Source organism: Corallococcus sp. AB011P (assembly GCF_003611605.1).
Taxonomy (GTDB): Bacteria; Myxococcota; Myxococcia; order Myxococcales; family Myxococcaceae; genus Corallococcus; species Corallococcus coralloides.
Genome location: NZ_RAVX01000008.1, coordinates 250543 through 275160, shown reverse-complemented (window position 1 = coordinate 275160; position 24618 = coordinate 250543). Strand labels below are relative to the sequence as shown.

Genomic DNA, 24618 nt, shown 5'->3' with positions numbered 1-24618 from the left:
TCCTGCTGTCCTACAGAGTCGCCAGGAGGACGTCGCCATGAGGGACAACGGCCCCCGGGCCGTGCTGTCCCCCGGGGACGTGGTGAAGGGCTACACGGTGGTGAGGCACCTGGACCAAGGTGGCTTCGGCACCGTGTACCTCGCGACGCAGGAGGGGCAGCCCTACGCGCTGAAGCTCGTGGAGCGGCAGGGGCGGGTGGAGAAGGAAGTCACCATCCTCTTGCGCCTGAAGCACCCCAACGTGGTGGGGATTCGCGGCTTCTCCTACTGGCAGGCCGGGGAGCGCGACTTCGCCCTCATCGCCATGGAGTACGTGGAGGGGCGGAAGCTGAGCGCGTGGGTGAAGGAGGAGAACCCCTCGGCCCGGCAGATTGCGAAGGTGGCGCTCGACGTGGCGCGGGCGCTGGCGGCCTCTCACGCGGCGGGAGTGGTGCACCGAGACGTGAAGGACGCCAACGTCATGGTGCGCGACGCGGACGGCCTGGCGGTGCTGGTGGACTACGGCATAGGGGACTACGAGGGCGCACCTCCCGGTGTCACCCAGTCCATGCTGCCGCCCGGGACGATGGAGTACCGGCCCCCCGAGGCCTGGCTATTCGTGGAGCAGCACACGGGGCACAGAGGCGCCCGTTACGTGTCGGTCCCCTCGGACGACATGTGGGCTCTGGGCACTGTCCTCTACCGCCTCCTCACGGCGAGGCTGCCCTTCGACGCGGCGACGGACCCGGAGTACGTCCAGAGTGTCATTCGCAAGTCGCCGGTACCTCCTCACCTCGCCAACCGCTTCGTCCCGGAGCGGCTGAGCATGTTGTGCATGCGGCTGCTGGAGAAGGACCCTGCTGCGCGTCCGGAGGCGAGCGCTGTCTGTGCGGCCTTGGAAGAGCTCCTGTCTGGGGCGGAAGGGGAGGTGTGGGACACGCCCTTGTTTGACTCGTATGGCCCGAACTCGGCCACCACCGAGGGCGAGGCGGGCGCGCTGGTTCGGTGGGCGAAGCGGCCCCTGCGCCAGATGCGCCGTGGCAAGGCGCCTGGGCCGGAGCTGCCGGGAGCGGGCCCGCCCGCGGCATTGTTGTCCCAAGCCGCTCCGGTAGCTGATGCAACGCGGCCCCTCGAGGCGGAGCTGCCGGGCTTGGCGCCCGAGGCGGGGGTGGGGGCGGAAGCCGCAATGGATGCGGACGCCGCGCCGCAAGCGGCGCCTGTGGCCCCTGGCGTCGAGGTTGGGCGGCGCTCGTTCCTCGCGCGACTCAGGATGGGACGCGTGCTGGGCGTGGGGCTGCTGGCCATGGCCCTCGCGTCTGGGGCGTACTTCTCACAGCGGACGGCCTCACCTCAGTCGCAGGCCGCCCCCGGCCAAGAAGTAGCGCCATATACAAAGAAACCTCAAGCTGCCCCGGCCGCAGCTCCCACCGGGCCGGAGGCAACACCTGCGGCCGTCGCTCCCCCCGCGACGCTTCCCGAGGTGACTGCCACCGTGACGACGACGAAGAGTGACTCCCCGACCTCCCCGCCGGTGCCTGCCAAGAAGGCCACGAGGAGCGTCAGCAGTGCCTTGGCGACGACGGCCCTTTGTGGCGCGCTGGCCTGCTCGGGCCCCCAGGTGCGCCCTGCTCCGGATCCTGAACCGTGCCCGGCAGGCTCCACCAAGGGCATGAAGATGCTCGGTATGGGGATTGGGGACGAGGAGGGGGCGAGCTTCATCCGGGAGGACTCAAAATTCGTAACGGTGAAAGAAGGCACCGCACAGATTATCCTGGGCTCGGACATGGCCACTCTGTCTGGGCGGCTCATTATTGCCGACCGCGTCTATGTTCGACTGACTCGAGCACGATTTCGCGGAGAGAGCTTCCCCGTGTGCCTGGAGGTGCTGGACAGCTCAGGTAACCGCGGGCTGGCGATAAAAGGCGGAGGAGGGGAGTCCGGAAAGGCTCGCGTGTTCTCTGCCGTTACTGTCAAGGCAGTGAGTGAGTTTGAGTGAAGTGTTGCTGTCTGGCAGACGCTCGTGAGTCGCCGCTGGCTTGGTCCAGGAGAAACGTCGCGTGCATTATTCCGTGTCGGCCGTGCTGCTTTTCCTCCTCCTCGCGGGAGAGGGGGCGGCTCTGGCTCAATCGCCCGAATCCTCCGTGGGGCTGAGTGTTCGCCGAATCGAGCTGGTCTCGGATGATGCTCAGCCATCAGTTGAAGTGGCGGTGAGCCCAGGGCTTTCGACGGTGTTTCTCTTTGATTCAGAGGTGAGCCGAGAGGGGCTGATCCTCGAGGGACGCGAGCGTTTCGCGATGGTGGACGCTGGGCTCAATACCTTGCGCTTGGTCCCTTCAGAGAAAATCTCGGCGGGAGAGCGGCTCAAGCTGACGGTGCGTTTCCTGGATGGAGCGGCCCCGGCGAGTTCGACGTTTGTCCTGGTTTCGCACCCGGCACGGTCAGAGGCGCTCGTCGAGGTCTATCGGCGCAGGAGGGGTGTCGAGACATACCAGGAGGAGGCTCGTCAGGCGCGCATCGAGGCTGAGCGATGCCGAGAGGAGAATGAGCGTCTACGCGCGGAGCGAAGTGCTCCGGATGGGCTGACGGGACTCATCTCGACAGCAGTCCTCAGCAAGCGAGGCGTTGGCTTCCGCGACCTGACCGAGGGTGTGACCCCAGCCCCGGGGGGGGCTGCGGTCAAGCAGTATGTCTATGCATATCGCGCAACCCGAAGGGTGGCTGTTGAGGTCACCTTCATGTCACGGGGGGACGCCCAGCCGTGGACAGCAGTGGGGGCGATGCTCCGAGGCAAGGCCAACGACGAGCTGAAGGTGCTTCAAGTGTGGCAATCAGGCCCTGTGGCCCCTGGCTCTGGGGTCCAGCGCGTGGTGGTAGAGGCCGAGGCTGCATTCGAGTCCCCCCAAGGGAGCTTCACGCTGAAACTCTGGGACGCGGATGGGCGCCGCACCGTCACCCTGGGCAACGTCACCTTCCCATAGGCTGGAGTGTGCGCGAGTGGATTCGTCATCACTGATGGCTGCGTACGCCCTGCTGGCGACACTACTGCACTGCCTTCAATCGTTGCACCTCGATGTAGGCGTCAGGCTTTCGAACTGCGCAGGAACTTCCATCACCGTCATGTGAGGTGCGTGCTGACGGGCGTCATGCGCCGAGCGGCCAACTGAGCTTCGTCGTGCAGCATGCCCGAAGGACGCTGAGGAGCGCCGCCGCGGTCATGTCTATTCGCGCGGTCGGCGCCGTGAGCGGGCTGACGCCGTAGCGTGGCGTGGCACGTCTGTCTATCCCCCGACGGGCCGGGTCGTCCGTGACTCTTTCAGTGCAATGCCCCGCTTGGTCCTCTGCCTTGTCGGACCGAACAGGGAACCTCTGTCCTGAGCGCCCCTGCTGGGCGTCTTCCATGGAGGCGTCGATGGGCATGCATTGGAGTTGGGCCGTCGTCTTGCTGCTGCTGTCGCCCGGGGCGGGATGGGCGCAGGAGGCTGTCGCCCCGGAGGACTTCGACGCCATCGCGCGCAGGCTGGAGGAGGCCATCTCGGACAAGTCTTCTGGCGAGGAAGACGAGGACGAGGCTCCTTCCAAGGAGGATGCCTCGTCGCCCGCCACGTCCGACTCGGTACCCCCGTGGACGAACCTGCTGCGCATGGACGCGGCGACGTTGACGTTGCTGCCTCGGAGGGGCGAGGGCGCCGAAGAAGGCTTCGTGCAGGTGGAGCCCATGGTGGCCCTGGGGAAAGGAGAGTCGTTGCGCCTCATTCTCGGGGTGCCGGTACGGCTGCGATTGTGGGGTGGAGGGGAGGGCGCGGGCCTCGTGAGGAAGGAGGACTGGGACACGCTGTCCGACTGGGGGCAGGTGGTTCGCCTCTTCATGGTGGGAGGGGATACGCCCAACTCGGTGTGGCTGGGGATGATGGAGGGTTACTCCCTCTTGTCCGGGCACCTGGTGCGGCGCTACGGCAACCGCGTCAACCCCGACTACCACCCGGCCGGCGTCATCGCGACGGGGACACTGGGGCCGGTATACGCGGAGGCCTTCGCCTCGGACGTGTTGAGCGCTCGCCTGGCGGGGGCGGAGGTGGCCCTGGACGTGCAGCACGTCCTCTTCGGCCGGCCCCCTGTCCCGGGCCGCTACACGCTGGCGCTGTCGGCGGTGCATGACTGGGGGCGGATGGACGGCACCGCGCGGCCCATGACGCTGGCGCACGTGGACGCCACCGCCGTGGTGTTGCGGCGAGGGCGCAAGGGGCAGAGGGTGGAGGCGCACCTGCTGGGCGGCTGGGGTGGACGCCCGGGCGAGGGCGGAGCCTGGGGCGCGGTGGTGGGCGTGGGCGTGGATGCGCTGACGTCGACGGTGGACATGCGCGCGCGCCTGGAAGGCCGCCTTCAGCGCGGAGGTTTCCGCCAGGGCGCTTTCGGCCCGGACTATGAGTTGGCGCGCTTCCAGGTGGCGGGCCCGGCTTCCGTGCCGCTGGCGGAAGCGTCCTTCCCGGAGGGAGCTTCCGCCTACGGGGAGGTGATTCTCAACTGGGACGCGGTGCGGCTGAGTGGCATGCGCCAGCGACACCTCTTCCTCTCCCTGGGAGTGGAGGCCTTCTCCTGGGGCCGGGTGGACGTGGACGGGCGGGTGGAGGCGCAGCTCTTCCACCGGGACTTGAGCCTGGGTGTCGGTGGGCTGGCGACGGCCATGGGCCAGTCGGGAGCGCGCTACGTCGTCTCGGGGGAGGCCCGATGGCGTTTCCTGGGAGGCAACCTCTACGCGCTGGGGCAGGGTGGCACGCTGCTGTTTCCCACGCTGGAGGGGACGCTGCGGCCGGGGGCCTTCGCGGCCTTGGGGCTGGGGGTGGACAATGCGCGCTGAGCGACTGCTGCGCGGCGGAGCCGGCCTGGTGCTGGCCCTGGCACTCCTCACGTCGGGGTGTGCCTCGCTGCCCTCTCGGGCGGGCCCTGGGGGCACCCTGGCTGTCGTCTCGGCCTCGACACCCATGACGGCCTTGGGGCGCGCTGCCGTCGCGAGTCTCCCCGAGGACGACGCCCACGAGGACTTCGACGACGAGCAGTCCGCAGCCGGACCGCTTCTGCACCGCCGCCGGGCCACGCCGTCTCCCCCGAATCCCGGCGGAGGCGAGACGGCACCCCTGCGAGTGGTGGGGGCCCTGGCAGGTGTGTGCGGGGACGTCCCCTCGGGGTGGCCGCACCTGGACTCGGAGGACGAGGTGCTGGCGCCCTTCCTGGCGTGCACCACGCCCGCAGCCTTCCTGGCCTTGCAGCGCCAGGCGGACATGCCCCGGCTGGTAGAGGCCCTCTCGGACTGGAACGCCGTCCGGCTGGGCGCCCTGGGCCCCCTGGAGTCCGAGGCTGCCCGCGTCCTCCTCAAGAAGCGCGCGGCCTTCCTCGCCACCGCCGTCGAGAAGCACGGCCTGGCCAAGGCGGAAGTCCTCGCCCTCTTCGTCCTGCACACCACCCACGACGACGAGGTGAGGCAGCTGCTGCGCCTGCTGGCCGAGGACAAGCTGCTCAAGCGCGCCCTGGGGGCCATGGAGGTGGTGCGCGAGGAGCTGAAGCAGCGAGGCATGGCCCTCACCGACTTCCCGGAGCGGGACTTCCGTGCTGGCGACATCGCGCGGGGACTGGGGAGGGCCGCGGATGACGTCAGGGCCTCCATTCCAGTTGTCGGTGGGCTCCGGGGCGTGGAGGCGTCCTACCTGCCCGCGCAGCTCCCACCGCTCTACCAGGAAGCGTACCAGGATGTGGAGAACGCCCAATTCCTGGGGGCCTTCGCGCCGGGCAACGTGGCCCTGGCGTCCTTCGACCACCTCACCTTCGGGGTGCCGCTGGGCTTCTACCACCTGGTGGCGGGGACGGCGCAGGGCGGGGCCTCTCTCGCCAAGGGGGAGTACGAGGAGGCCACGCGGCAGTTGGCGCCCGCGGCCCTCATGGTGGGCCTGTACGCGGGAGGGAAGGGGGCGAGCGCATTCCGTGAAGCTGGCGTCTCCCGGTTGGAGCGCGCTCGCCTCCAGGCGGTGGTGTCCCGCGTGGAGGCACTGAAGGCAGTGCTGGAGAGGTTGGAGGCGCGAGTCGGCGAGGGCGTCGTGGGAGAGTTGGCCCGCTACCTCCAGCAGGACCGGGGCGCAGCCATTCTGGTGGCGGAGTGGGGCGAAGCCGGCGCGCTGGCTCTTCACGAGGCGCGAGGCAACGTGGCTCAAGCACAGGCCACGTTGGCGGTGCGGTCCCGCGAGCCCCCGAGTGTCGCGACGGCCGGCGGGGGCTCCGGGAGAAGGGGCGGTACTCGGCCCTCCATGCCACCTGAGGCGGCAGGCCTCCCGGCCGAAGTGGCGGAGGCCAAGTTCAAGCAGTTGGAGGCGGAGTTCCCGGGAGAGCGACTGTCGATGGAGGTGGCGGAGTTGGCGAGGCACCGCGAGGCTCTGCGGAAGGCGGCTCCTGCCGAAGTCACTGCGGAGCCCCTCTGGGCCGACTACGTGGCGTACCTGGAGACGAGGGCCGCGGAAATCAAGCAGGGGATCGCGGAGAAGGGGCCCCTGAAGTGGGCTGGCTACCAGGTGCTGAGAGACAGGTACGCTCGGGGCCTGGACTTCGAGAGGACTATGGTTGCCATCCTGGAGGCGGACGCGGCCCTGCCGCGGGCGAAGCGGAGGTGGCTCAAGGACTTCGACCAGCCGCGCATCGAGACGCATGTGGGGGTGGCGAAGGCGGACATCCGCTTCGCGGACGTGCTCGTCATCGAAGAAAGACCCTCCCCGGGTCAGCCACCTCGGGTGGAGACGTTCAGCTTCAAGAGTCGGGACCTTAAGGCGTTGGACAAGGATTCCCTGGCTGCACAAATGACTACGGACGCGAGCAGCGCTCTGCGGTATTACGGTGGTGAATTAAACATCCTCCGAGAAGGGATGCGACAGCAGGCACGAGTCCAGAGGGTTCGCCTCGTTTATGAAGGGACTCTCAAGCCTACGAAACCGGAAGCTTGGGAGACCGCATTGAGACGCACGCAGAGGAAAGTTCCCGCAGTGGAGGTGCTGGTCCAATGAGTGCCCCGAAGACTCCCTGCACGAGCGAAGTTGATCACCTTCTGCTCACCCTCAATGGCACGTTCAGGGACCAAACTGAAATGGAGGTTGAGCTTGTCCCGTTTCTCAATGCACTTGAAAAGTGCGCAGGGGACTGGGCTCCCGATATCGTCAAGGGGGCGCGGAAACGAAGGTATGCACGCGCTGCCTTCTGGCAGGCACTGAAAGAGCGGCGCGACGATGACAGCGCGTCTGTCGCGCTTTACCGCGCAGAATCTCCTGCTGTGGAGTTGACGCTTGAACTCTGGCTGCCGCCCCACCCTTCTGAGATCAACGTCTGGCTCGATGTACAACCGCTCGCTCACTTCTCGAACGAAGGGGACTGTAGAGGGATCGTCGAGATGGTCCGAGCTTGGGCGACTCACTATCCGGCTTCCTATGCTGCCGCACACAGTATGGCTGACCGCGAGTTGGCGGGCTTCCCTCATTTCGGTCGTGAAGCTGAGGTGTCTCGGAGGGATGGCTTCGACAAGGTTTATGAGCTGTGTTGGCTGAACGTCTTCGGCTCCCATCTCGTGGAGAGCGTGGGTCGTGAGCGGATGCTCTCGACTCCTGCGCACCTCGTGGAGGAGCTGCCCAATGGCTCCGTCCTCCTGGTGCTGAGGCCCACTGCCGCCGACTTCGCCAGTGAGGATGCACGCGTGGCGCAGGCCCGTGCGCATGTCCATCTGCGGCCAGACCTCGACTTCGACACGGTGCTGCGAACGCTGCGTGAGCGCAGTGCCGCGCTCGCTCCGGTGGAACCCCGCTTCCACCCTGACCTGGCGCCGCTCCTCTCGCGGCTGCCGGACGAATTCGCCATCAGCGAGCGGCAACGGAAGACTGCCGAGCTCAACGCCTTCCGGCCTCCTGTGCCTGAAGAGTGGCTGCCGGTTGCCCTTCCATCGGACGTGGCGAATCCGGAGCGCGTCCTCGAATCTTACGGAGACCTGTCTGAAGGACTCGTGGCAGCGCTGCACACGAAGGTGCCCAGCATCTTCGACGCGACGCCCGAGTCCCTCACTGACCTCGATTTCTACTTCTGGCGGGAGAACTTCCCGGAGCGGTATGAGCGGGACCTCATCGACGAGCACACAGCTCCGGCTCTCGGGGCATTCCTGGGCGGCGTGTTGGTGCGGCGGCTGGGGGGCACGTGGGTTCCGCGGCAGAAGAGGGAAGAGTCCCAGGTGCGCGTTGGTAAGCGCGTCTGGCTGCCCTTCCTCCGTGCGCGTCGGTACATGCAGTCCCGCCAGTCGCTGTTGGAGTATTCGCTCACCCAGTTCTTCCATGAGGCGGAGCGTTACCGCCCCTGACTGGGAGCTGCCGCTCCTCGCGCGCCAGTCAGTGCTGGCTGGTGCGCAGTCCAAAGGGAGGCGAGTCGCGCTGGGGGCATGGCCACAGGCGCCAGTCGGCCAGCGTCTGTCTAATTTTGCCCACGCATCCTCGGTATAACGGCGGCTCTCGTCGTGGTGACGGTCGTACCGGCGCGTCGCTCACTTGCCTTGACGCTCTGCCCAATGTGGCCTTGATGCACCCGTGACGCAGCGACCGAATTTTGGGTAGGCACAGATGGTGATGAAATTTGGATAGGTCGCCACGAAGCATTCACCACTGCTCGTCTGGCGCAATGCGGCCCGACTCCGTCCCCCGGATTGTGGGCAGAGATGGGGTGAACAGGACCCCTCCGGTGCGCCAACGACTCCTCCCAGCAGTCGTCGCGTACGAATATGCTTGTTCAGCAGGGGACGAGGCATGTGAGCATTGAGGCCTGCGCCCGATAGTGGCAACAGATGGCTCGGACCAGAAAGTATCTCACTGACGGCCAGGCGACCCGTTACAAGGAGTTGCTTCTCGAATGACGGACACTGCCGAAAATCCACTCATGGAGGAGTTGGCCTACCCTCGGCCTAGCATCCTCCGGCTCAAATCCTGAAACGCATGGCCTCCGGGTTGCCCATTCTACAAGATCATCTGCTTTGGTCCTATCGACTGGCCAAGTTCGAAGTGGCGGCTGAGCGCCGTGGTACGGGTCGACTCAACTTTGCTCAGTTCGAACAAAACTTGGCTGTCAACCTAAAGGCGCTCGGTGAGCGAGGGGTGACATCTGATCGAATATTCAGGTCCGAGAGGATCGGGCGAGTGTGGGTCCGTCCGAAGTCCATAGGGCGTCGAGATCCCCCCAAGAGCAATAGTTCTTTCATATCGATCCCAGAACAGCCGATTGAGCATAGAATCGGGAGATTGAATGTTCGGGTCCTGCTAGAGCCGAGTCCTGAATTCGCCATTAGCGAGGTGCTCTGGCTCCGTGCCTATGGCCCAGCACTTGATGCCATGCTGACGCCGTCATGTCTCGCAAACCGACTTGACGTACGAGGGATGCCGGCTCGAATACCTGTCGCCGGTCGCAGAATCTATAAGTACTGGGTCCCAGCGTATCGCTCTTTTCGCGAAGCAGCACTTGCCGAGGCGCGCTTGTTGCTAACGCATGAGGGTGGCCGATGCACCTTGGCCGCCCTTGACCTGGCTAGCTATTTTGACTGCATCGATCCGCGCTTCTTGATTGAAGAGTCGTTTATCCACAAAATCAAGCGCGCCGCGCTTTGGGGTGGAATTCCTTTTAACCCAGATGAGTATGCTGACTCAACCCAGGGGCTGCTTGATGCATTTGGGCGCTACCGCGCTCATGTTGGAGAGGCAATTGGAGTAGAGTCCACCATAGGAGTTCCTGTCGGCTCCTTGACTGCTCGGTTGATTGCGAATCTGGCGCTGTGTGAGTTTGATGATGTCATTTCGGCGCGGCCTGGCGTCACCTATTACGGTCGCTATGTTGATGATATCCTCATCGTGCAGCGGCGAGAGGAAACACCTGCATTGGCTCCCCATGAGCTCATCGCCCATCTTCTACCCCTGAGTCAGGAGCAAGGAAGTACGGGTCGATATGTATTGGATGGGCAGGCCATTGGGCGAACTGGCTCCAGTTTTGAAATCCAGGCAGCAAAGTTAAGAGTATTCAATCTCGAGGGGCCCCAAGGACTAGAATATCTAGGTGCTGTTGCTGGCGAGCTAGAACTTGTCTCCAGCGAGCGCCGACGCTTTCTTGATCCTCGAAGTGAGCACTTGCAACACTTGATGTCTGCTTCGCCTGGAGCAGAGCCGATTCGGGCACTTCGCGAGGCAGATGCCCTTAATCTCCGAAAACTTGCTGTGAGTTCGGTTTGCGAGAAGGTCATGACCGCAGCGGCGATGCTGTCGCGTGAAGAGGCCAGTAAGTTCTCGCGATTGCATCTCGGAACGGTCGGCCGAATAGCAACCGATTGGTCCCGATGGGTGGACCTTCTAGATCAATCCAACAAGATTCTTGCTGCCGCGCTAGTTGCTGGCGATGTCAAGACGGCCAATGAAGTGTTCGACTCTCTGTGGAGTCGAGTTGCCGGACTGGCCGGTGACCATGGACGCTCTATCAGGGTTCACTGGGGTCCAAACAAAATTGCCGCATCCCTCGCTCGCAAAAGGTTGCAAGAATGGGTTGCGGAGCTGCTCATGGAGACCATCTGCAGCTCTGCGCTATTTAATGAGCAGGGATTTAGTTGTCGAGGAGTCCGAGTTCTCGACGATGGATTTAGCTTTCGGAAGAAAGCCCTCTCTCCTGATACGCTCTTGCGATATGCACAACTGCTCTCCAGTTCTGACTTGCGATGGGTTGATAGAGAGACAGACTTCTACATGGGGTGCGCCCTGGCCGTGCGCCCACCAGAGGCCCTGGCCTCCTTGAGAGATGAGGCAATCGACTCTCAGGGTGACTCCGAAAGAGTGATGAGAATCAGGGAGTTTCGCAATGCATGTGAGAAGATAGGGGACCCGATTTACTCCAACCTGAGTGAGATTGATCTGCTGCTGCTCGCTCGGCCACCTAGTTACGCCGACATCATGTTGCGATGGCTTCGCGCCGAGCACTCCCTTGTCGATCTTGTTTGCGTTGTCAATGCGGTCCGCGGAACCAGATATTCAGCATCTGCAATGGAAGAGATCGAAGGAGGGGCTGCGGTTGTCGCCATTCCCCCCAAGGGGCACTCTGCTGACAGCCTGGGCGAGGCTCAGTTGGTTCTTGGAAATCTGTGTACCGAAGACGAATGGTGGCAATCCTCGCTCACCTCGCCTGTGTTGAGCAGAGAGCGTCAAGGCCGACTCTCAAGGGTTCTCAATCAAGCAATCGAGGCTGCGGGGCGAGCGAAGCAACGGGGCATAGCAACGATGCTTGTCCTGCCTGAACTCTCATTGCCTCGCCGTTGGCTTCGTGAGGTGGTGCGGCATATTGGCAACAACGAGCCGTCGCTCTCGTTGATCGCTGGCGTCGAATATGAGGTTGTTGGTGATAAGGTGTACAATGAGGCGGTTGCCTTTGTTCCTCGTGCATATATGTCCGCAGCGGGTTGGATCTGGACAAAGCGTCGACCAGCGCACCACGAGGCACCTCTACTCCGTAAGGAGAAATTTGAATTCGCGACGCGTGCGACAGATCGTCGATTTACCGTGCTTCACAGCGAACATGGTCGTTTCATTCCCCTGATTTGCAGTGAACTGCTCGAGGTTGATGCCAGATCAAACTTACTTGGGCGTGTTGATCTGTTGTTAGTGCCCGCCTGGAATAAGGACGTCACCAGCTTCGAGTACCTGGTTCATTCGACGGCGCTAGAACTACATAGCTTTGTCGGGGTGGCCAACAACGGCATCTACTCGGATTGTCGCGTTCGTGGCCCTTACTCAGATCCATGGAGGCGTGAAGCTTCGCGCCTCATTGCTCGGGGACAGAATGAGACGGTCGTTGTGGATCTTCAGATTGGGCTCCTGCGAAAATACCGCGCAGACCCTAGTCTCTACGAACACGAGCGAAAGACGATTCACGAGGATTGGCCTGAATGGAAACCTATGCCCCCTGGCATGGTTTCCTTCGCTCCTGTGCCGAGCCGCCCCCCTTCGAAGACAGGCGGAGATGAAGCGGCTCCGCAACCTCTTGAGATCAAGGCAGAACGACAGTCTCCCAATGGGGGCGGGAGCTGATTGGAGTCTTGTCTACGTTGTTGCGTACCACCTCTTGACCTCTTGGCTGCGTGGATTGCTCCGGTGTTGCGTGACTTGCGCGGACGAGCCGAGGTGCTCGCTGCGCTCCCGGACAGCTCGCTCTGTCCTTGGCCGGATGGACACGCAATGAGCCTGAGACGTCAGTCCACCCAGCCCTGACCCGGAACGCGAGGAACACATCCATTTGGGCTCGCAGGGGCCGGGATACCAGGTGCTCGCCGAGTTCACCGCGTCATGGAGGTCGAGACGTGACCCGCCCGGGTCACCCGAATCCAGGGGCGCGCAACTCCAGGCCCTCCCAAAATAAAATTCGTGAACGGTGAACGGTGAACGTCGAGCGGCACCGTGTCTCTCAAGATGCCGCTCCGCGAGGAATGGGGGGAGCCAACATGACGACCATTCACTGCAACGGCTCACGTCCCGTCGAGCCGAGGGCACAGGACCGCGTCGAGGACCAGGCAGGGCCTCGGCAGCCGACGCGCAACGAGCGGGCCCGGCCCGGAGAGAACCGGGATGCGTTCCAGCCGGCGGCGGTGACGCCCTCGGCTTAACGCAGCGCGAGGATGAGTGGCTTGCCGCCGGCTGGAAGGACGGAGGCGTGGAACTTCGGTGGTGGAGCTGGGGCGGGTGCGGCTTTCTCCAGACGTTCTTCCTTGGGCGGCGCGCCTGGCTCGAAACGTCTCGGGGAGCCGTGGCGCTGCTGTTGCCGCCTACGCGACTGGTTCTCGTTCACGCACAGCCTCTCGCTGACGACAGCGCAGCCCCGCCTCGGTAGACAAGCGGAGCCGTCGTGGGCCGGTCGCGGCGGACTTCTGCGCGGGCCACTAGAACGCTCAGCACATGAGGGGGCGAACGCGGGCGCATCCTCAGGCTGTCTTCTCGGTCCAGAAGCCTCATTCAGGGGCACGCGCACCGCGTGGAGAAGAGCAGAGAGGCGGGACAGAGGGCTGTTCCGGTCGAGAAGCGCGGCCGAGACAGCAGCCTGAGAGCTGTCTCGGAGAATCTGCGCCGCGCGACGAAATCGTGAATACCCGGTAACTACCAGCCGCGTTTCGCTCTCTCGCTTAACAGGTGGCCCAATTCGTCATTCTGAAAAAGGGAAATGGCGTAATCCTGGAAGGTACGACATCGAAAGCCCTGGATTATCAGAATCGGTTGCCTGCGGTGGTTAACAAAACTGTTAACCACTCTCGGCCTCTCTCTCCCCAAAACGGGTGAAAGAGCGGTCCAGAGGGCCCAATCTGCAGCGGCGGAGCGGGGGCATCTCGCTCTGCGGGGTAGAGAGCCGAGAGCGCCCTCTTCAGCACCGCGAGCCAGAATCCCTTGGGATTCAGCGGCTTAAGCACGAAGGCCCCGCGATGTCATCGCGAGGCCCTTGTTAAGCAAAAAGGGCCCTACCAGTTGGTAGGGCCCTTCAAGTAGCTCCCCGACGTGGACTCGAACCACGGACATGGTGATTAACAGTCACCCGCTCTACCAGCTGAGCTATCGGGGAATATGTCCCGTCGCGGCGGTGCGTTGCCGTGACGGATGCGACTTCTAGAGAACCGAGCCTGCCCTGTCAACTGTCCTGTTCGATCCGATCTCCCGGCTTACTTCGCAGCCCTGGTCCGCGCTCCAGGGACTGAGCCCTGTCGTGTCCGAGGCGCTTGCCCGTGTCCTCTCGGGCGACCCCGCCGAGCGCGTCCTTGACCGGACCCTGCGCTCCCATCGCGACCTGTCCCGCGAGGGACGCCAGGCACTGAAGGAGGCCGTCTTCAACGTGGGCCTCTGGCGCCGCCGCCTGGGGTTCCTCCTGGACTCGCCGGATGCGCCGCCCTCCCAGCTCCTGTTCGCGCTCCTGCATGGCCTGGTGGGTGTTTCCGCCCCGGAGGCCGCGTCGTGGGTGGGGCTGGCGGCTCCGGTGCCTTTGCGGATCGGGACGCCCCCGTCGCTGGCGCTCCGGGCCTCGTTGCCGGACTGGCTCTCGGACCACTTCGTCCGTGAGTTGGGGACGGAGGCGGAGGACTTCTGCGCCCATCTCAACGTTCCGGGTCCCATCACGCTCCGGGTGAACCCGGCCCGCATCTCCCGTGAGTCCCTGGCCTCGCGGCTGGCCTCCGAGGGTGTCACGACCCGCCCTGGGGCCTGGAGCCCGCTGGCCCTTCATGTCGACGGACCCCGACCGAACCTCTATGCCCTGCCTTCCCTCCGTGAAGGCCTGCTCGAGGTCCAGGACGAGGGCAGCCAGCTCCTGGGGCTCCTCGTGGAGGCTCAGCCTGGGGAGACCGTGCTGGACCTTTGCGCCGGGGCAGGGGGCAAGACGCTCCAACTGGGCGCGGCCATGAAGGACTCCGGCCGGCTGCTCGCCTACGACCCGGATGCGGAACGGCTGGACCGGCTCCAGCAGCGCGCCTCCCGTGCCGGGCTCAACCGCGTCCAGGTGCTCCGGACGCCTCCGTCGCCGGGCCTCAACGCCGACCGTGTCCTCGCGGATGCTCCCTGTTCCGAGCTGGGTTCGCTCCGCCGCGGCCCGGACCTCCGCTTCCGGCTCACCCCGGACTCGCTCTCCCGGTACACCGCCATCCAGCGGGACATCCTGGCCCGCGCTGGGGACGTGGTGCGCCCCGGTGGCCGGGTCGTCTACGCGACGTGCACCATCAACCGGGCGGAGAACCAGGACGTGGTCGCGGACTTCCTCCGCTCCCGCCCTGACTTCCGGGCCGTCACTCCGGGCGCCGGGTGGCTTCCGGATGCGTGCGTCCAGGACGGTTTCCTCTTCGTCACCCCGCACCGCCACTGCACGGATGGGTTCTTCGCCGCGGTGCTGGAACGAAACGTGGAGGGGTAGGGCGGGCCGACGCCAAACCTGTCCGACAGTCGGACAGGTTTCCGGTGACGGGCGGGCGGACGAGCGCTCCACGGGGCCTCGTTCCTCCGTCCTGCGGTACTCAACGCTTCGGGCCCCGGCCTCCCTGAAACACCGTTTCACCCTCGCACCGGGTGCTATGAAGCGCTGCGTGCGTTGGCTCAAGCCCCTTCCGCTCCGTCCCCGCGACACGGTGCAGGTCGTCGCCCCCGCGGGCCCCTTCGAACAGGCCCCCTTCGAGGCAGGCCTGCGCATCCTCTCCGAGCGCTACTCCCCGGTGGTCCGGCCCGATATCGGCGCCTCGCACCGTTACCTCGCCGGGGATGACGTCCGCCGCCAGGAGGAGCTGTCGCATGCGTTCCTCGACCGCGCCTCCCGCGCCATCTTCTGCGCCCGGGGCGGCTATGGCAGCTCTCGCCTGTTGCCGGAGCTGCCCATCGACAAGGCCGGCCCCGTCGCCTTCACCGGCTTCTCCGACCTGACGTCCATCCACTGCGCGCTCCAGGCCCTCGGCCGCGTCTCCATCCACGCGCCCGTGCTCACGCAGCTGGGCCGCCAGTCCACCCAGGTCCACGACTACTTCTTCCGCCTGCTCGAATCCGCGGAGGCCCCGCCGCCCCTCAACGGCAACGCCACCTACGTCCCCGGCACCGCCGAGGGCGTCCTCGTGGGCGGCAACCTGTCCGTGTTCTCCCGGCTCCTGGGCACGCCGTACATGCCGCCGCTCGACGGCGCCGTGCTCCTCCTGGAGGACGTCACCGAGCGCCCCTACCGCATCGACCGCATGTGGACCCATCTGCGGCTCGCCGGTGTCTTCTCCCGCGTGCGCGGCATCGTCCTGGGCGACTTCACCGCCTGCGAGGAGAAGGACGCGAACTACTCCAGCGCGGACGTGCTCCGTGAGCTGGCGCGCGACGCGAAGCTGCCCTGCGCCGCGGGCTTCCCCATCGGCCATGGCGCCATCAACTACCCCGTGGCCCTGGGCACTCACGTGCGCCTGGACGCGGACGCCGCGCGCCTCACCTTCCTCGAAGGCGCGGTGAGCCCCGGATGAGCCAGCACCCCATCGCCAACCTCCAGGCCGTGCTCGATGACGGCGTGGAGCTGGGCATCTTCCCGTCCGCCCAGGCCGTGGTGCTCCACAAGGGCATGCAGGTCTTCGGCGGCGTCGCCGGCAACGTGAAGGGCGATACGAGATTCGACCTCGCGTCCCTCACCAAGGCCATGTCCACCACCGCGCTCTTCCTGCGCCTGTGGACCGAGGGCAAGGTGGGCCCGGACACGCTCGTGTCCCGCTACTTCCCCGGGTCGCCCGCGGGCGATGCGGGTGTCACCGTCGCCGACCTGCTCTACCACCGCTCCGGACTGCCGGCCTTCGTCCCGTTCTTCGCGGAGGCACTCAAGGCCCACCCGGAGCTGCTCGACGCCGGCTGCCCTGCCTCCGTCCGCGCGCAGGTCCACGCGGACGTCCTGCACGCCGCCGCCGCCACGCCGCTCGACGCGCCCGTGGGCACGAAGTCCGTGTACAGCGACGTGGGCTTCATCCTCCTGGGTGACATCCTCGCCCGCGCCGGTGGTGCTCCGCTGGACGTGCTCTTCCACCGCCACGTCGCGGAGCCGCTGGAGCTGAAGGCCCGCTTCCACCGCCTCACCGACTTCCCCGCAGACGGCGCCACCGCACCCACCGGCGCCATGCGTCCGCGCGAACCCGCTCCCGGCCAGGAGTCGCTGTGGAAGGACGTGCCTTCGCAGCCGTCCCGCCCCGCGGAGGTGGATGACGACAACGCCTGGGTGCTGGACGGCGTCGCGGGACACGCGGGCCTCTTCGGCACCGCCGTGGACGTGGCCCGCTTCGGCCAGGCCGTGCTGGAGGGCGCCGCGGGCACGCATGCCGCGATTGCTCCGGGGCCCTTGTGGCACCGCGCGCTCTCCACGGATCCGCTCGTGGCCGGCAGCACCCGCTCCATGGGCTTCGACTCTCCGTCGAAGGGCCATTCCAGCGCGGGCCGCTTCATCGGCGACACGCCTCCGGGCGCGGTGGGCCACCTGGGCTTCACCGGCACCAGCCTCTGGGTGGACCTGAGGCGGTCGCTCGTCGTCGCGCTCATCACCAACCGCGTGGCCCAGGGCCGTCAGGACCTGCGCATCCGCGACTTCCGCCCCGCCTTCCACGAGCTCGTCGTGGAGGCGCTCGACCTCCACGTCCTCCCCTGAGGAAACCGCAGCATGGCTGACGACAACGGCAACGTCCTCGACTCACTCGACCCTCAGTCCGTGCGCCGCATCCACCTGGTGGGCGTGGCCGGCACCGGCATGGGCTCCTTCGCTGGCATGCTCAAGGCCGCCGGCTACGACGTCACCGGCAGCGACGAGAACGTCTACCCGCCCATGAGCGACATGCTCCGCACGTGGGGCATCCCCGTCAGCACGCCGTACGCGCCCGCCAACCTGGACTCGGCGAAGCCGGACCTGGTCATCATCGGCAACGTCATCCGCCGCGTGAACCCGGAGGCCACCGCCGTGCGCGAGCGGGGCCTGAAGCAGATGAGCTTCCCCGCCGCGCTGGGCACGCTCTTCCTGGACCGCTCGCACTCCGTGGTCGTCGCCGGCACGCACGGCAAGACGACGACGTCCTCGCTCATGGCCCACGTGCTGGTGGCCGCGGGCAAGGACCCGTCCTTCCTCGTGGGCGGCGTCACCCAGAACTACGCGGGCAACTACCGCGTGGGGAAGGGCCCGCACTTCGTCGTGGAAGGCGACGAGTACGACACCGCCTACTGGGACAAGGGCTCCAAGTTCCTCCACTACCGGCCGCGCACCGCCATCGTCACCAGCGTGGAGTTCGACCACGCGGACATCTTCCGCGACCTGCCCCACTACGAGGCCACGTTCGAGAAGTTCGTGCGCCTGGTGCCCAAGGACGGCCAGCTCGTGGTCTGCGCCGCGTACCCCAACGCCGTGCGCATCGCGCGCGGAGGCACCGCGCCCGTCAGCACCTACGTGGCCAAGGAGGGCGCGGACGCGGACTACACGCCGAAGAACATCTCCTTCGGTCCCGAGGGCGCCCGCTTCAACGTCGTGGAGAAGGGCCAGGACCTGGGCACCGTGACGCTGCCCATGTCCGGCGCGCACAACGTGGAGAACGCGCTCGCGGTCATCGCCGCCGCGCGCGGCCTGGGCCTCTCCTTCGCCGAAATCCAGCAGGGCCTGTCCACCTTCCAGGGCGTGAAGCGCCGGCAGGAGGTGCGCGCGGAGGTGGACGGCGTGCTCGTGGTGGACGACTTCGCGCACCACCCCACCGCCGTGCGCGAAACCATCGCCGCCATCCACCACCGCTACCCGGACCGGCCTCTGTGGGCCATCTTCGAGCCGCGCTCCAACACCAGCCGCCGCAACATCCACCAGGAGGACTACGCGCACGCCTTCCCCGGCGCCGCGCGCGCCAGCCTCAAGGTGCCCGAGCGCCACGACAAGGTGCCCGAGGGCGAGGAGCTCAACGTCCCCAAGCTCATCGAAGCGCTCAAGGGCCAGGGCATCGCCGCGGACGGCGCCACCGACGTGCAGACGTTGGTGGACCGCGTCGCTTCCGAGGCGAAGTCCGGCGACGTGCTGCTCGTCATGAGCAACGGCTCCTTCGGGGGCTTCATCGACAAGCTGCTCACCGCCCTGAAGGCCCGGGCGGGGAAGGGAACCTGAGCCATGCGCCGCCCGTTCCTCCTCTCGCTGGGAGCCCTGGCGTTCGCCATGGGCTGTGCCTCGTCGTCGCCTTCGTCACTGCCGCCGCTCACGGACCGCACCGGTGACGGGACGCGCTCCAGCAGCTCCGCCCTGGAGTCGTCGAACAAGGCCTCGGGCCAGCCGCTGGTCTTCCAGGTGAAGCGCTACCCGGACAACAGCCCGTATGACTTGAAGAGCGACCGCGGACAGGTCGTCCTGTTGGACGTGTGGGCCACGTGGTGCGAGCCCTGCAAGGACGCGCTGCCCATGTACGCGCAGCTCCAGAAGGAGTACGGCTCGCGCGGCTTCAAGGCGTACGCCCTCAACGTGGACGAGGACGTGCGCGCCATTCCTCCCTTCCTGGAGGAGGCGAAGGTGGAGCTGCCCATCCTCCTGGACGCCAACGCGCTGGTGTCCGAGCGCCTGCTGAAGGTGCGGCTCATGCCCACCACCTTCCTCATTGATCGCAAGGGCGTCATCCGGCACGTGCACGAGGGCTTCGCCGAGGAGTTCCTCCAGAAGTTCCAGACGGAAATCGAGCAGCTGCTCGCCGAGCCCGCCTCCTAGCGCGCACCCGAGGGAAACGCATCCATGGCCCACGAACCGGAAACGCCCGCCGCGCTGCGCCGCACCGCGGAGGAGGGCGCCCGCATGGCCGGAGGCATCCTCCGCGAGCGCTTCCCCCAGCACCGCACTATCGAGTTCAAGGGCGGCATCGACCTCGTCACGGACGCGGACCGCGCCTCCGAGGCCGCGCTCCTGGACTTCCTGCGCCAGCGCCACCCGCACCACGCCATCCTCGCGGAGGAGAGCGGCGCCACGCAGGGCTCCGACACCTTCCGCTGGATCGTGGATCCGCTGGACGGCACCACCAACTACTCGCACCAGGTGCCGCACTTCTGCGTCAGCGTGGCGGTGGAAAGCCCGGAGGGCACCGTGGCGGGCGCCGTCTACGACCCCATGCGCGACGAGCTCTTCTCCGCCGCGAAGGGGGAGGGCGCCACGCTCAACGGCGTGCCCCTGAAGGCCAGCCCCACGGCCACGCTGGAGCGGGCGCTCCTGTGCACGGGCTTTCCCTATGACGTGCGCGAGCGCCCGGACCTGCCCGTGGGCCTCTTCTCCCAGCTCATCCTCCTGGCGCAGGGCATGCGCCGCACCGGCAGCGCCGCGCTGGACCTGGCGTACGTCGCGGCCGGCCGCTTCGACGGCTACTTCGAGTTCGGCCTCAAGCCCTGGGACATCGCCGCGGGCGGCCTGCTGGTGGCGGAGGCCGGCGGCGTCATCGTGCACATCGACGGGCGGCCCTTCGACGTGCTCAAGGGCGACGTGCTGGCGAGCGGCGCGAACCTGGCGCCCCAGCTCATGACCCAGGCGAAGCGCTTCCTGGATGAAATCGGCTGGACGTCGCGCGACTAGAAGAAGCTCTCCGGCACGAAGACGATGTCGCCGGCCTGGAGCAGGAAGTTGCGCTCGCGGCCCACGCCAATGTCCTCCACGGGCACGCGAATCTTGCGCTCCTGCCCGTCCACCACGCGCGTGACGAGCGTGTTGTTCTTCGCCGCCAGCTTGGTGAAGCCACCGGCCAGCGTAATCGCCTGGATGATGGACACCTCGCCGGTGACGGGGAAGGTGCCGGGTTTCTGCACTTCCCCGAAGACGAAGATCTTCTGCGAGTTGTACTCCCGCACCAGCACGGACACCTGCGGGCGGCGCAGGTAGCGCGCCAGACAATCGCGCAGCGCGTCCGCCGCGGCGCTGGCGGTGAGGCCGGACAGCGACACCTTGCCGCACAGCGGATAGTCGATGGTGCCTTCCGGCGACACACGCCAGGTGCCGGAGTGCTCGGGCTCCTGGAAGACGCGCACCTCCACCACGTCCCCGGGGCCCAGGTTGCCGCCGGACGTCGCCGCGGCCTCCGCGGCCGATGCGGGCGTGGGCGGAGGCGGCGGCGGGCGCGTGTCCGCGTGACACGCCGCCAACACCGCGAGGAGGACCGGCAGGATGAAGCGGAGCCGCGAGGAACGCATGGGCGCGGAAGGCCTCAGTAGGAGACGGACACCCGCGCGTAGCCTTCGTGGCGGGTGTAGTTGAGGCCAGCGGCGCCCAGCGACGAGGAGCGCGTGCCCAGCATGTAGCCCACCGCGCCCACCAGCCACGGGCGGATTTGATACTCGGGCCCCAGGTCCAGCGTCACCAGCGTGTCGCCGCGGCCGCCCGCGAAGGAGAGAAAGTCCAGCGCGCCCGTGGCGTGCAGCGCGAGCCGGCTGCCCATCACGGAGCGTCCTTCCGCGTAGACGCGGTCGTCGCGGAAGGTGCCGTAGGCGGCCACCGGTTGGAAGGCGCGCAGGTAGCCGCCCTTCACCGTGAGCGACGGGCCCAGGAGGTACGTGCCTTCCAACTGGCCCACCATGGTGCCGCCGCCGCTCGAGCCCAGGTTCTGGCTCCAGCCGGCCTTCGCAGTCAGGGTAATCCGCGGGGACACCAGGCCGGAGACTCCCGCCATGGCGTGCAGGATGGCCGCGCTGGGCGTGGTGGTGTCGTTGAAGTAGCCCCGGTACTGCAGGCCCGTGTCCACCACCACCGCCGTCTTGGGCAGGAAGCGCCAGCGGCCCTCCGCGCCCAGGCGCAGGTTGCCGTAGTTGAACTGGCTGGCGGCGAGCGGATCACACGCGGCGTCGGTGCAACCGATGGGCGTCATGCCGCCCAGGGGCTCGAAGAACTCCATCGCGTACGCCAGCGACGGGGTGACTTCCAGCGCGCCGCCGCCGGGCTTCCACTGCGCCTTCACGCGCGCCTCGTTGAAGAGGCTGAGGATGCCCGCGCCCAGCGCCGCCGTGCGCGTGCGGTCCGAGCGCGTCAGCTCGTCGCCCACCTCCACGGACAGCTCGCTCTCCTGGTTGAACCGCAGCGCCAGGTCCGCCGCGCCCTCCAGGTGTGACGCCGCGCCGGAGCCCGTCGTGAGCAGGCCCGTGTAGGCCACGTAGTCCAGGTTGCCACGCAGCGCGATGGCCAGCTTGGGGGACGGCACGTCCAGCATCAGCCCGGGGCGGATGTGCAGCGCCAGCTCCCCCGACAGGTCCGGGGACAGGGGGCCCGTGCCCGCCTCGCGGAAGTAGCCCACGCCGCTGTCCAGCCGCGTCTCCAGCTCCAGCGTCGGGTGCAGCCGCCCGTTGCCCACCTTCAGGCCATTGCCGCCCGGAGGCCGCCCGCCCGCGAAGGCCTGCGCCGACGCCGTCAGCGGCAGGAGCGCCGCGAGCGCCAGGGCCCCAAGGGCCAGACGGAATGTCCCAGGCTGCTTCATGGTGTCAGAGGCGCTCCACGTGGTGAGACGGCGGGCATAGCACGCGGGTTCCCGCACCGGAACAAACGGTCCAGGGCCGGGACCGCGGCAGGTGGGAGGATGCCAGCCACTCAGTCCACGGGGCTCGCGGGCGGGGGACGGACAACCAGGTCCGGCGGCGGCGGGGGCCGCGTGGGATCTCCACCGGGCAGGTTGTCGGGCTCCTCCACCTCCACGAAGAGGTTCTCGTCGGTGCGGAAGGCGAGCTGGCCGATGCACTCCTCGGCCTCCGAGCGCAGCTGGCCCACCTTCTGCTGGGCGATCATCACCTTGGTGAATTCGTGCTCGCCGGGCGCCGCCTCGCTCTTGCTGACGGCCTCCTGGAGGGCGACGTCGGCCTGCTCGGAGATGCGCAGCAGGCCCTTGATCTGCGTCAGCTTCTCGTTGGCGCAGTTGAGCTTCACCACGTCCTTGGTGCGCCGCGCCTCCTCGACCTTCTCGAACACCTGGCGGAGCGACTCCCGCATGCCGCCCAGGGCCTGCGTGCTGCGCTCCAGCTTCTGGCTGTCCGGCACGTCACCGGCCTTGTCCAGCGCGGGCGGAGCGGGGCGCGGCGGCGACGCGGGCGACTGCGCGAGCGCCATCCCGGAGGTGACGAGTCCTCCGACCACGGCGAGCATTCCCAGGGTGCGCATGCGCCTCACGAATCCTTCCGGCCCTTCCCAAGCTTCGAGAGTCGAGCGTAGGAGCGAGGGGGAGGGGTGTCAACGCAATGCCCCATCGCCCCGGAGTCCGGCTTTCAGACGCCGGGAGTCAGTCCTGGGGGGCCAGGCGGGCGTTGGCCTCGCGCAGGCGGGCGGACAGGCTGCGCGCGATGTTCACGACGATGAAGGTGAAGCCGTCCGCGTGCGCCAGCCGGAAGGTCCGCAAATCCTGTGCGGTGAGCTGGAGCAGCTCCACCTCGCCCAGGGCGCGCACGGTGGCGGAGCGGTGGTCCTTGTCGATGAGGCCCATCTCCCCGAAGAACTCCGGCGGGCCCAGGACGGTGAGGGGCTTCACCTCGTTGCTCGTACCCCGGCGCACCACCTCCACCTGGCCACGCACGATGACGAAGAGGCTGTCACCCAGGTCGCCCTCCTCGAACACCACCTCGCCGTGCGCGTAGCGGTACAGCCGTGCCAGCTCCGCCAGCCGCGCGAGCTCGGCGGGGGCCAGCATCTCGAAGAGGGGGGATGTGGCGATGACAGCCAGCTTCTCCATGTGCTCCCCGCGGGTCCGGTGCCTCCGGAAGGTCCGGACGGTCGAGCCTATTCCCCTGGCGAGAAGATGAACGGGTAGCTGACGGGGACGTCGTCACTCGGTTTGAAAGGGAACGTCCAGGCGCGCATGGTGGTCTTGATGCAGTTGATGACCTCGTCGGAGCGCAGGGTGGACTCCTCCACCTCCACGTTGCTGGCGCGGCCTTGCGGCGTCAGGTCGAAGCGGACCATCACCTTGCCCTTGAGGGAGGGGTCGCGCTTGAGCCCGTTCTCGTAGCAGCGCTGGATGGAGGCCTTGCGGCTCTGGATGAAGCGGGCCAGGTCCTTGGGCTTGACCTCGGAGCTGTCCACTTCCGGCACCGAGTCCACGACCTGGGGCACCTTGACGACCTGCTTGCGGCCGGTGTCCACGGTGCCCGCGCCGGAGGTCTGCGTCGCGCCGATGCCCGCCACCTTGCCGCCGGTGTCCCCCTGCGGGTTGGCGATGCCGTTGCCGCCGCCGGAGCCCGCCGTGAGCGCGCCACCCGCTGTCGCACCCGCGAGCGCCTCCGCCACGTTGGCGCCGCTGCCGGTGCTCCCGAGCACGTCCGCGATGGCGTCCCCGCCGCCGGGGCCCTTGCCGCCCAGCAGCTTGAGGATGCCGGTGTTGCCCACCTTCTCCGTGAGCTGCTGCCGGCGTTCCGCGCTGTTGGCGGGCGCGGGCGTCGCGTCCGTGGAGGCAGGCTTCTTCGTGGGAGCCTTCGGCTCGTCAGGCTTCTTCTCCCCGGTGGCGACCGCCTCCTTGGGCTCCTCCTTCTTCGCGGGCTGGGGCGGGATGATGGCGCGCACGAAGCGGTCTTCCAACTGGTCCAGCTCCACCTCCCGCTCCACCGGCGTGGGCTGGGCGACGATGAGCGCGACGCTCAGCACATAGAGCACCAGCATCGACAGGAGGATGCCGAAGAAGACGCGGTCCACCGTTCGCCACGGACTGGCCTTCAGCTCCGGGGGGAGGGTGGGCTTGGAGCCCTCCGCGGGCGCGGGGATGAAGTGGAAGAAGAGCGTGGCGTCCGGCAGGTCCACCTTGCCGCGGGCGCTCTCCTGCAACGGCAGGTCGAAGGTGTCGTCCGCGCGGCGCGTGGCGAGTCCCTGGGAGCGCAGCGCGTCGAAGTCCACGTCCGACGAGCCCAGGTTGACGCGGCCCTGCATGTGCTCGTCGATGATGAGGTGGAACTGCTGGCCGCGGTTCTCCAGCACCTTGAAGCGCGGCGGGCGCGCCTCGGACGGAGGCATGACGATGGTGTTGCGGGCGTCCTCGCCAATGGTGACGGAGTCGTGGAGCAGGTGGTGCTCTTCGACGATGCGCCCGTCCTGGATGACGCCGACGCGCAGCAACTTGGGGCGGGTTTGAAGGGCCAT

At 67.0% G+C, this 24618-nt stretch carries 18 protein-coding genes and 1 tRNA gene; 13 read left to right on the top strand and 6 right to left on the bottom strand.

Annotation, left to right across the window (positions count from 1 at the left end; genetic code table 11):
• Positions 1 to 37: 37 nt before the first annotated feature.
• The 7 genes from D7X30_RS22365 (at position 38) to D7X30_RS42010 (ending at position 12667) form a co-directional block, all read left to right on the top strand.
• Positions 38 to 1975, top strand: a complete 1938-nt coding sequence (locus D7X30_RS22365; protein WP_120564961.1) for a serine/threonine-protein kinase — start codon at positions 38 to 40, stop codon at positions 1973 to 1975.
• A 61-nt stretch (positions 1976 to 2036) separates the two neighbouring features.
• Positions 2037 to 2957 carry a DUF2381 family protein gene (locus tag D7X30_RS22360; protein WP_120564960.1) on the top strand — a complete coding sequence of 307 codons (921 nt, stop codon included), beginning with the start codon at positions 2037 to 2039 and terminating at the stop codon, positions 2955 to 2957.
• Positions 2958 to 3388: 431 nt separating this feature from the next.
• Entirely contained in the window at positions 3389 to 4834 is a 1446-nt protein-coding gene (locus tag D7X30_RS22355; protein WP_120564959.1) for a hypothetical protein, read from the top strand.
• Positions 4824 to 7019: a hypothetical protein gene (locus D7X30_RS22350; RefSeq protein ID WP_120564958.1), complete on the top strand. Its 2196-nt coding sequence runs from the start codon at positions 4824 to 4826 to the stop codon at positions 7017 to 7019. The genes D7X30_RS22355 and D7X30_RS22350 overlap by 11 nt, the downstream gene beginning before the upstream one ends.
• Complete coding sequence (locus tag D7X30_RS22345; RefSeq protein ID WP_370051532.1) at positions 7016 to 8350, top strand: hypothetical protein; 1335 nt, start codon at positions 7016 to 7018, stop codon at positions 8348 to 8350. Before D7X30_RS22350 ends, D7X30_RS22345 begins: the two co-directional genes overlap by 4 nt.
• Before the next feature lie 625 nt (positions 8351 to 8975).
• A complete protein-coding gene (locus D7X30_RS41700; protein WP_370051530.1) occupies positions 8976 to 12095 on the top strand; it encodes a reverse transcriptase domain-containing protein in 3120 nt (1039 codons plus the stop codon).
• 410 nt (positions 12096 to 12505) lie between these two features.
• Positions 12506 to 12667, top strand: coding sequence for a hypothetical protein (locus D7X30_RS42010; protein ID WP_158619323.1), 162 nt, complete (start codon positions 12506 to 12508; stop codon positions 12665 to 12667).
• 871 nt (positions 12668 to 13538) lie between these two features.
• Here the strand turns inward: D7X30_RS42010 and D7X30_RS22335 are convergent.
• Positions 13539 to 13611 (bottom strand) — tRNA-Asn (locus D7X30_RS22335).
• A 141-nt stretch (positions 13612 to 13752) separates the two neighbouring features.
• Between D7X30_RS22335 and D7X30_RS22330 the strand changes: the two genes are divergently transcribed.
• The 6 genes from D7X30_RS22330 to D7X30_RS22305 all read left to right on the top strand — a co-directional run bounded on the left by D7X30_RS22330 (position 13753) and on the right by D7X30_RS22305 (position 20097).
• Positions 13753 to 14946: an RsmB/NOP family class I SAM-dependent RNA methyltransferase gene (locus D7X30_RS22330; protein WP_199724485.1), complete on the top strand. Its 1194-nt coding sequence runs from the start codon at positions 13753 to 13755 to the stop codon at positions 14944 to 14946.
• Positions 14947 to 15103: 157 nt separating this feature from the next.
• Positions 15104 to 16018 (top strand): LD-carboxypeptidase, encoded by a 915-nt coding sequence (locus tag D7X30_RS22325; protein ID WP_120564955.1) that lies wholly within the window; start codon positions 15104 to 15106, stop codon positions 16016 to 16018.
• Positions 16015 to 17178, top strand: a complete 1164-nt coding sequence (locus D7X30_RS22320; RefSeq protein ID WP_120564954.1) for a serine hydrolase — start codon at positions 16015 to 16017, stop codon at positions 17176 to 17178. Before D7X30_RS22325 ends, D7X30_RS22320 begins: the two co-directional genes overlap by 4 nt.
• Positions 17179 to 17190: 12 nt before the next feature.
• Positions 17191 to 18660: a UDP-N-acetylmuramate:L-alanyl-gamma-D-glutamyl-meso-diaminopimelate ligase gene (gene mpl, locus D7X30_RS22315; RefSeq protein ID WP_120564953.1), complete on the top strand. Its 1470-nt coding sequence runs from the start codon at positions 17191 to 17193 to the stop codon at positions 18658 to 18660.
• Positions 18661 to 18663: 3 nt separating this feature from the next.
• Positions 18664 to 19248 carry a TlpA disulfide reductase family protein gene (locus D7X30_RS22310; protein WP_120564952.1) on the top strand — a complete coding sequence of 195 codons (585 nt, stop codon included), beginning with the start codon at positions 18664 to 18666 and terminating at the stop codon, positions 19246 to 19248.
• 24 nt (positions 19249 to 19272) lie between these two features.
• Complete coding sequence (locus tag D7X30_RS22305) at positions 19273 to 20097, top strand: inositol monophosphatase family protein (RefSeq protein ID WP_120564951.1); 825 nt, start codon at positions 19273 to 19275, stop codon at positions 20095 to 20097.
• Here D7X30_RS22305 and D7X30_RS22300 read toward each other — a convergent pair.
• The 5 genes from D7X30_RS22300 to D7X30_RS22280 all read right to left on the bottom strand — a co-directional run bounded on the left by D7X30_RS22300 (position 20094) and on the right by D7X30_RS22280 (position 24618).
• Complete coding sequence (locus D7X30_RS22300; protein WP_120564950.1) at positions 20094 to 20708, bottom strand: polysaccharide biosynthesis/export family protein; 615 nt, start codon at positions 20706 to 20708, stop codon at positions 20094 to 20096. The genes D7X30_RS22305 and D7X30_RS22300 overlap by 4 nt on opposite strands.
• A 14-nt stretch (positions 20709 to 20722) precedes the next feature.
• Entirely contained in the window at positions 20723 to 21982 is a 1260-nt protein-coding gene (locus D7X30_RS22295) for a hypothetical protein (RefSeq protein ID WP_120564949.1), read from the bottom strand.
• 110 nt (positions 21983 to 22092) lie between these two features.
• Complete coding sequence (locus tag D7X30_RS22290; RefSeq protein WP_014394786.1) at positions 22093 to 22656, bottom strand: hypothetical protein; 564 nt, start codon at positions 22654 to 22656, stop codon at positions 22093 to 22095.
• A 118-nt stretch (positions 22657 to 22774) separates the two neighbouring features.
• Positions 22775 to 23221, bottom strand: a complete 447-nt coding sequence (locus D7X30_RS22285) for a cyclic nucleotide-binding domain-containing protein (RefSeq protein ID WP_120564948.1) — start codon at positions 23219 to 23221, stop codon at positions 22775 to 22777.
• Positions 23222 to 23268: 47 nt separating this feature from the next.
• Entirely contained in the window at positions 23269 to 24618 is a 1350-nt protein-coding gene (locus tag D7X30_RS22280) for an AgmX/PglI C-terminal domain-containing protein (RefSeq protein ID WP_120564947.1), read from the bottom strand.

What these genes read in the sequence shown, in the direction of transcription:
- D7X30_RS22365 (WP_120564961.1), top strand. Translation starts at nt 38, where the DNA reads ATGAGGGACAACGGCCCCCGGGCCGTGCTGTCCCCCGGGGACGTGGTG.
- D7X30_RS22355 (WP_120564959.1), top strand. Translation starts at nt 3,389, where the DNA reads ATGGGCATGCATTGGAGTTGGGCCGTCGTCTTGCTGCTGCTGTCGCCC.
- D7X30_RS22350 (WP_120564958.1), top strand. Translation starts at nt 4,824, where the DNA reads ATGCGCGCTGAGCGACTGCTGCGCGGCGGAGCCGGCCTGGTGCTGGCC.
- D7X30_RS22345 (WP_370051532.1), top strand. Translation starts at nt 7,016, where the DNA reads ATGAGTGCCCCGAAGACTCCCTGCACGAGCGAAGTTGATCACCTTCTG.
- D7X30_RS41700 (WP_370051530.1), top strand. Translation starts at nt 8,976, where the DNA reads ATGGCCTCCGGGTTGCCCATTCTACAAGATCATCTGCTTTGGTCCTAT.
- D7X30_RS42010 (WP_158619323.1), top strand. Translation starts at nt 12,506, where the DNA reads ATGACGACCATTCACTGCAACGGCTCACGTCCCGTCGAGCCGAGGGCA.
- D7X30_RS22325 (WP_120564955.1), top strand. Translation starts at nt 15,104, where the DNA reads ATGAAGCGCTGCGTGCGTTGGCTCAAGCCCCTTCCGCTCCGTCCCCGC.
- D7X30_RS22320 (WP_120564954.1), top strand. Translation starts at nt 16,015, where the DNA reads ATGAGCCAGCACCCCATCGCCAACCTCCAGGCCGTGCTCGATGACGGC.
- mpl (WP_120564953.1), top strand. Translation starts at nt 17,191, where the DNA reads ATGGCTGACGACAACGGCAACGTCCTCGACTCACTCGACCCTCAGTCC.
- D7X30_RS22310 (WP_120564952.1), top strand. Translation starts at nt 18,664, where the DNA reads ATGCGCCGCCCGTTCCTCCTCTCGCTGGGAGCCCTGGCGTTCGCCATG.
- D7X30_RS22305 (WP_120564951.1), top strand. Translation starts at nt 19,273, where the DNA reads ATGGCCCACGAACCGGAAACGCCCGCCGCGCTGCGCCGCACCGCGGAG.
- D7X30_RS22300 (WP_120564950.1), bottom strand. Translation starts at nt 20,708, where the DNA reads ATGCGTTCCTCGCGGCTCCGCTTCATCCTGCCGGTCCTCCTCGCGGTG.
- D7X30_RS22295 (WP_120564949.1), bottom strand. Translation starts at nt 21,982, where the DNA reads ATGAAGCAGCCTGGGACATTCCGTCTGGCCCTTGGGGCCCTGGCGCTC.
- D7X30_RS22290 (WP_014394786.1), bottom strand. Translation starts at nt 22,656, where the DNA reads ATGCGCACCCTGGGAATGCTCGCCGTGGTCGGAGGACTCGTCACCTCC.
- D7X30_RS22285 (WP_120564948.1), bottom strand. Translation starts at nt 23,221, where the DNA reads ATGGAGAAGCTGGCTGTCATCGCCACATCCCCCCTCTTCGAGATGCTG.
- D7X30_RS22280 (WP_120564947.1), bottom strand. Translation starts at nt 24,618, where the DNA reads ATGGCCCTTCAAACCCGCCCCAAGTTGCTGCGCGTCGGCGTCATCCAG.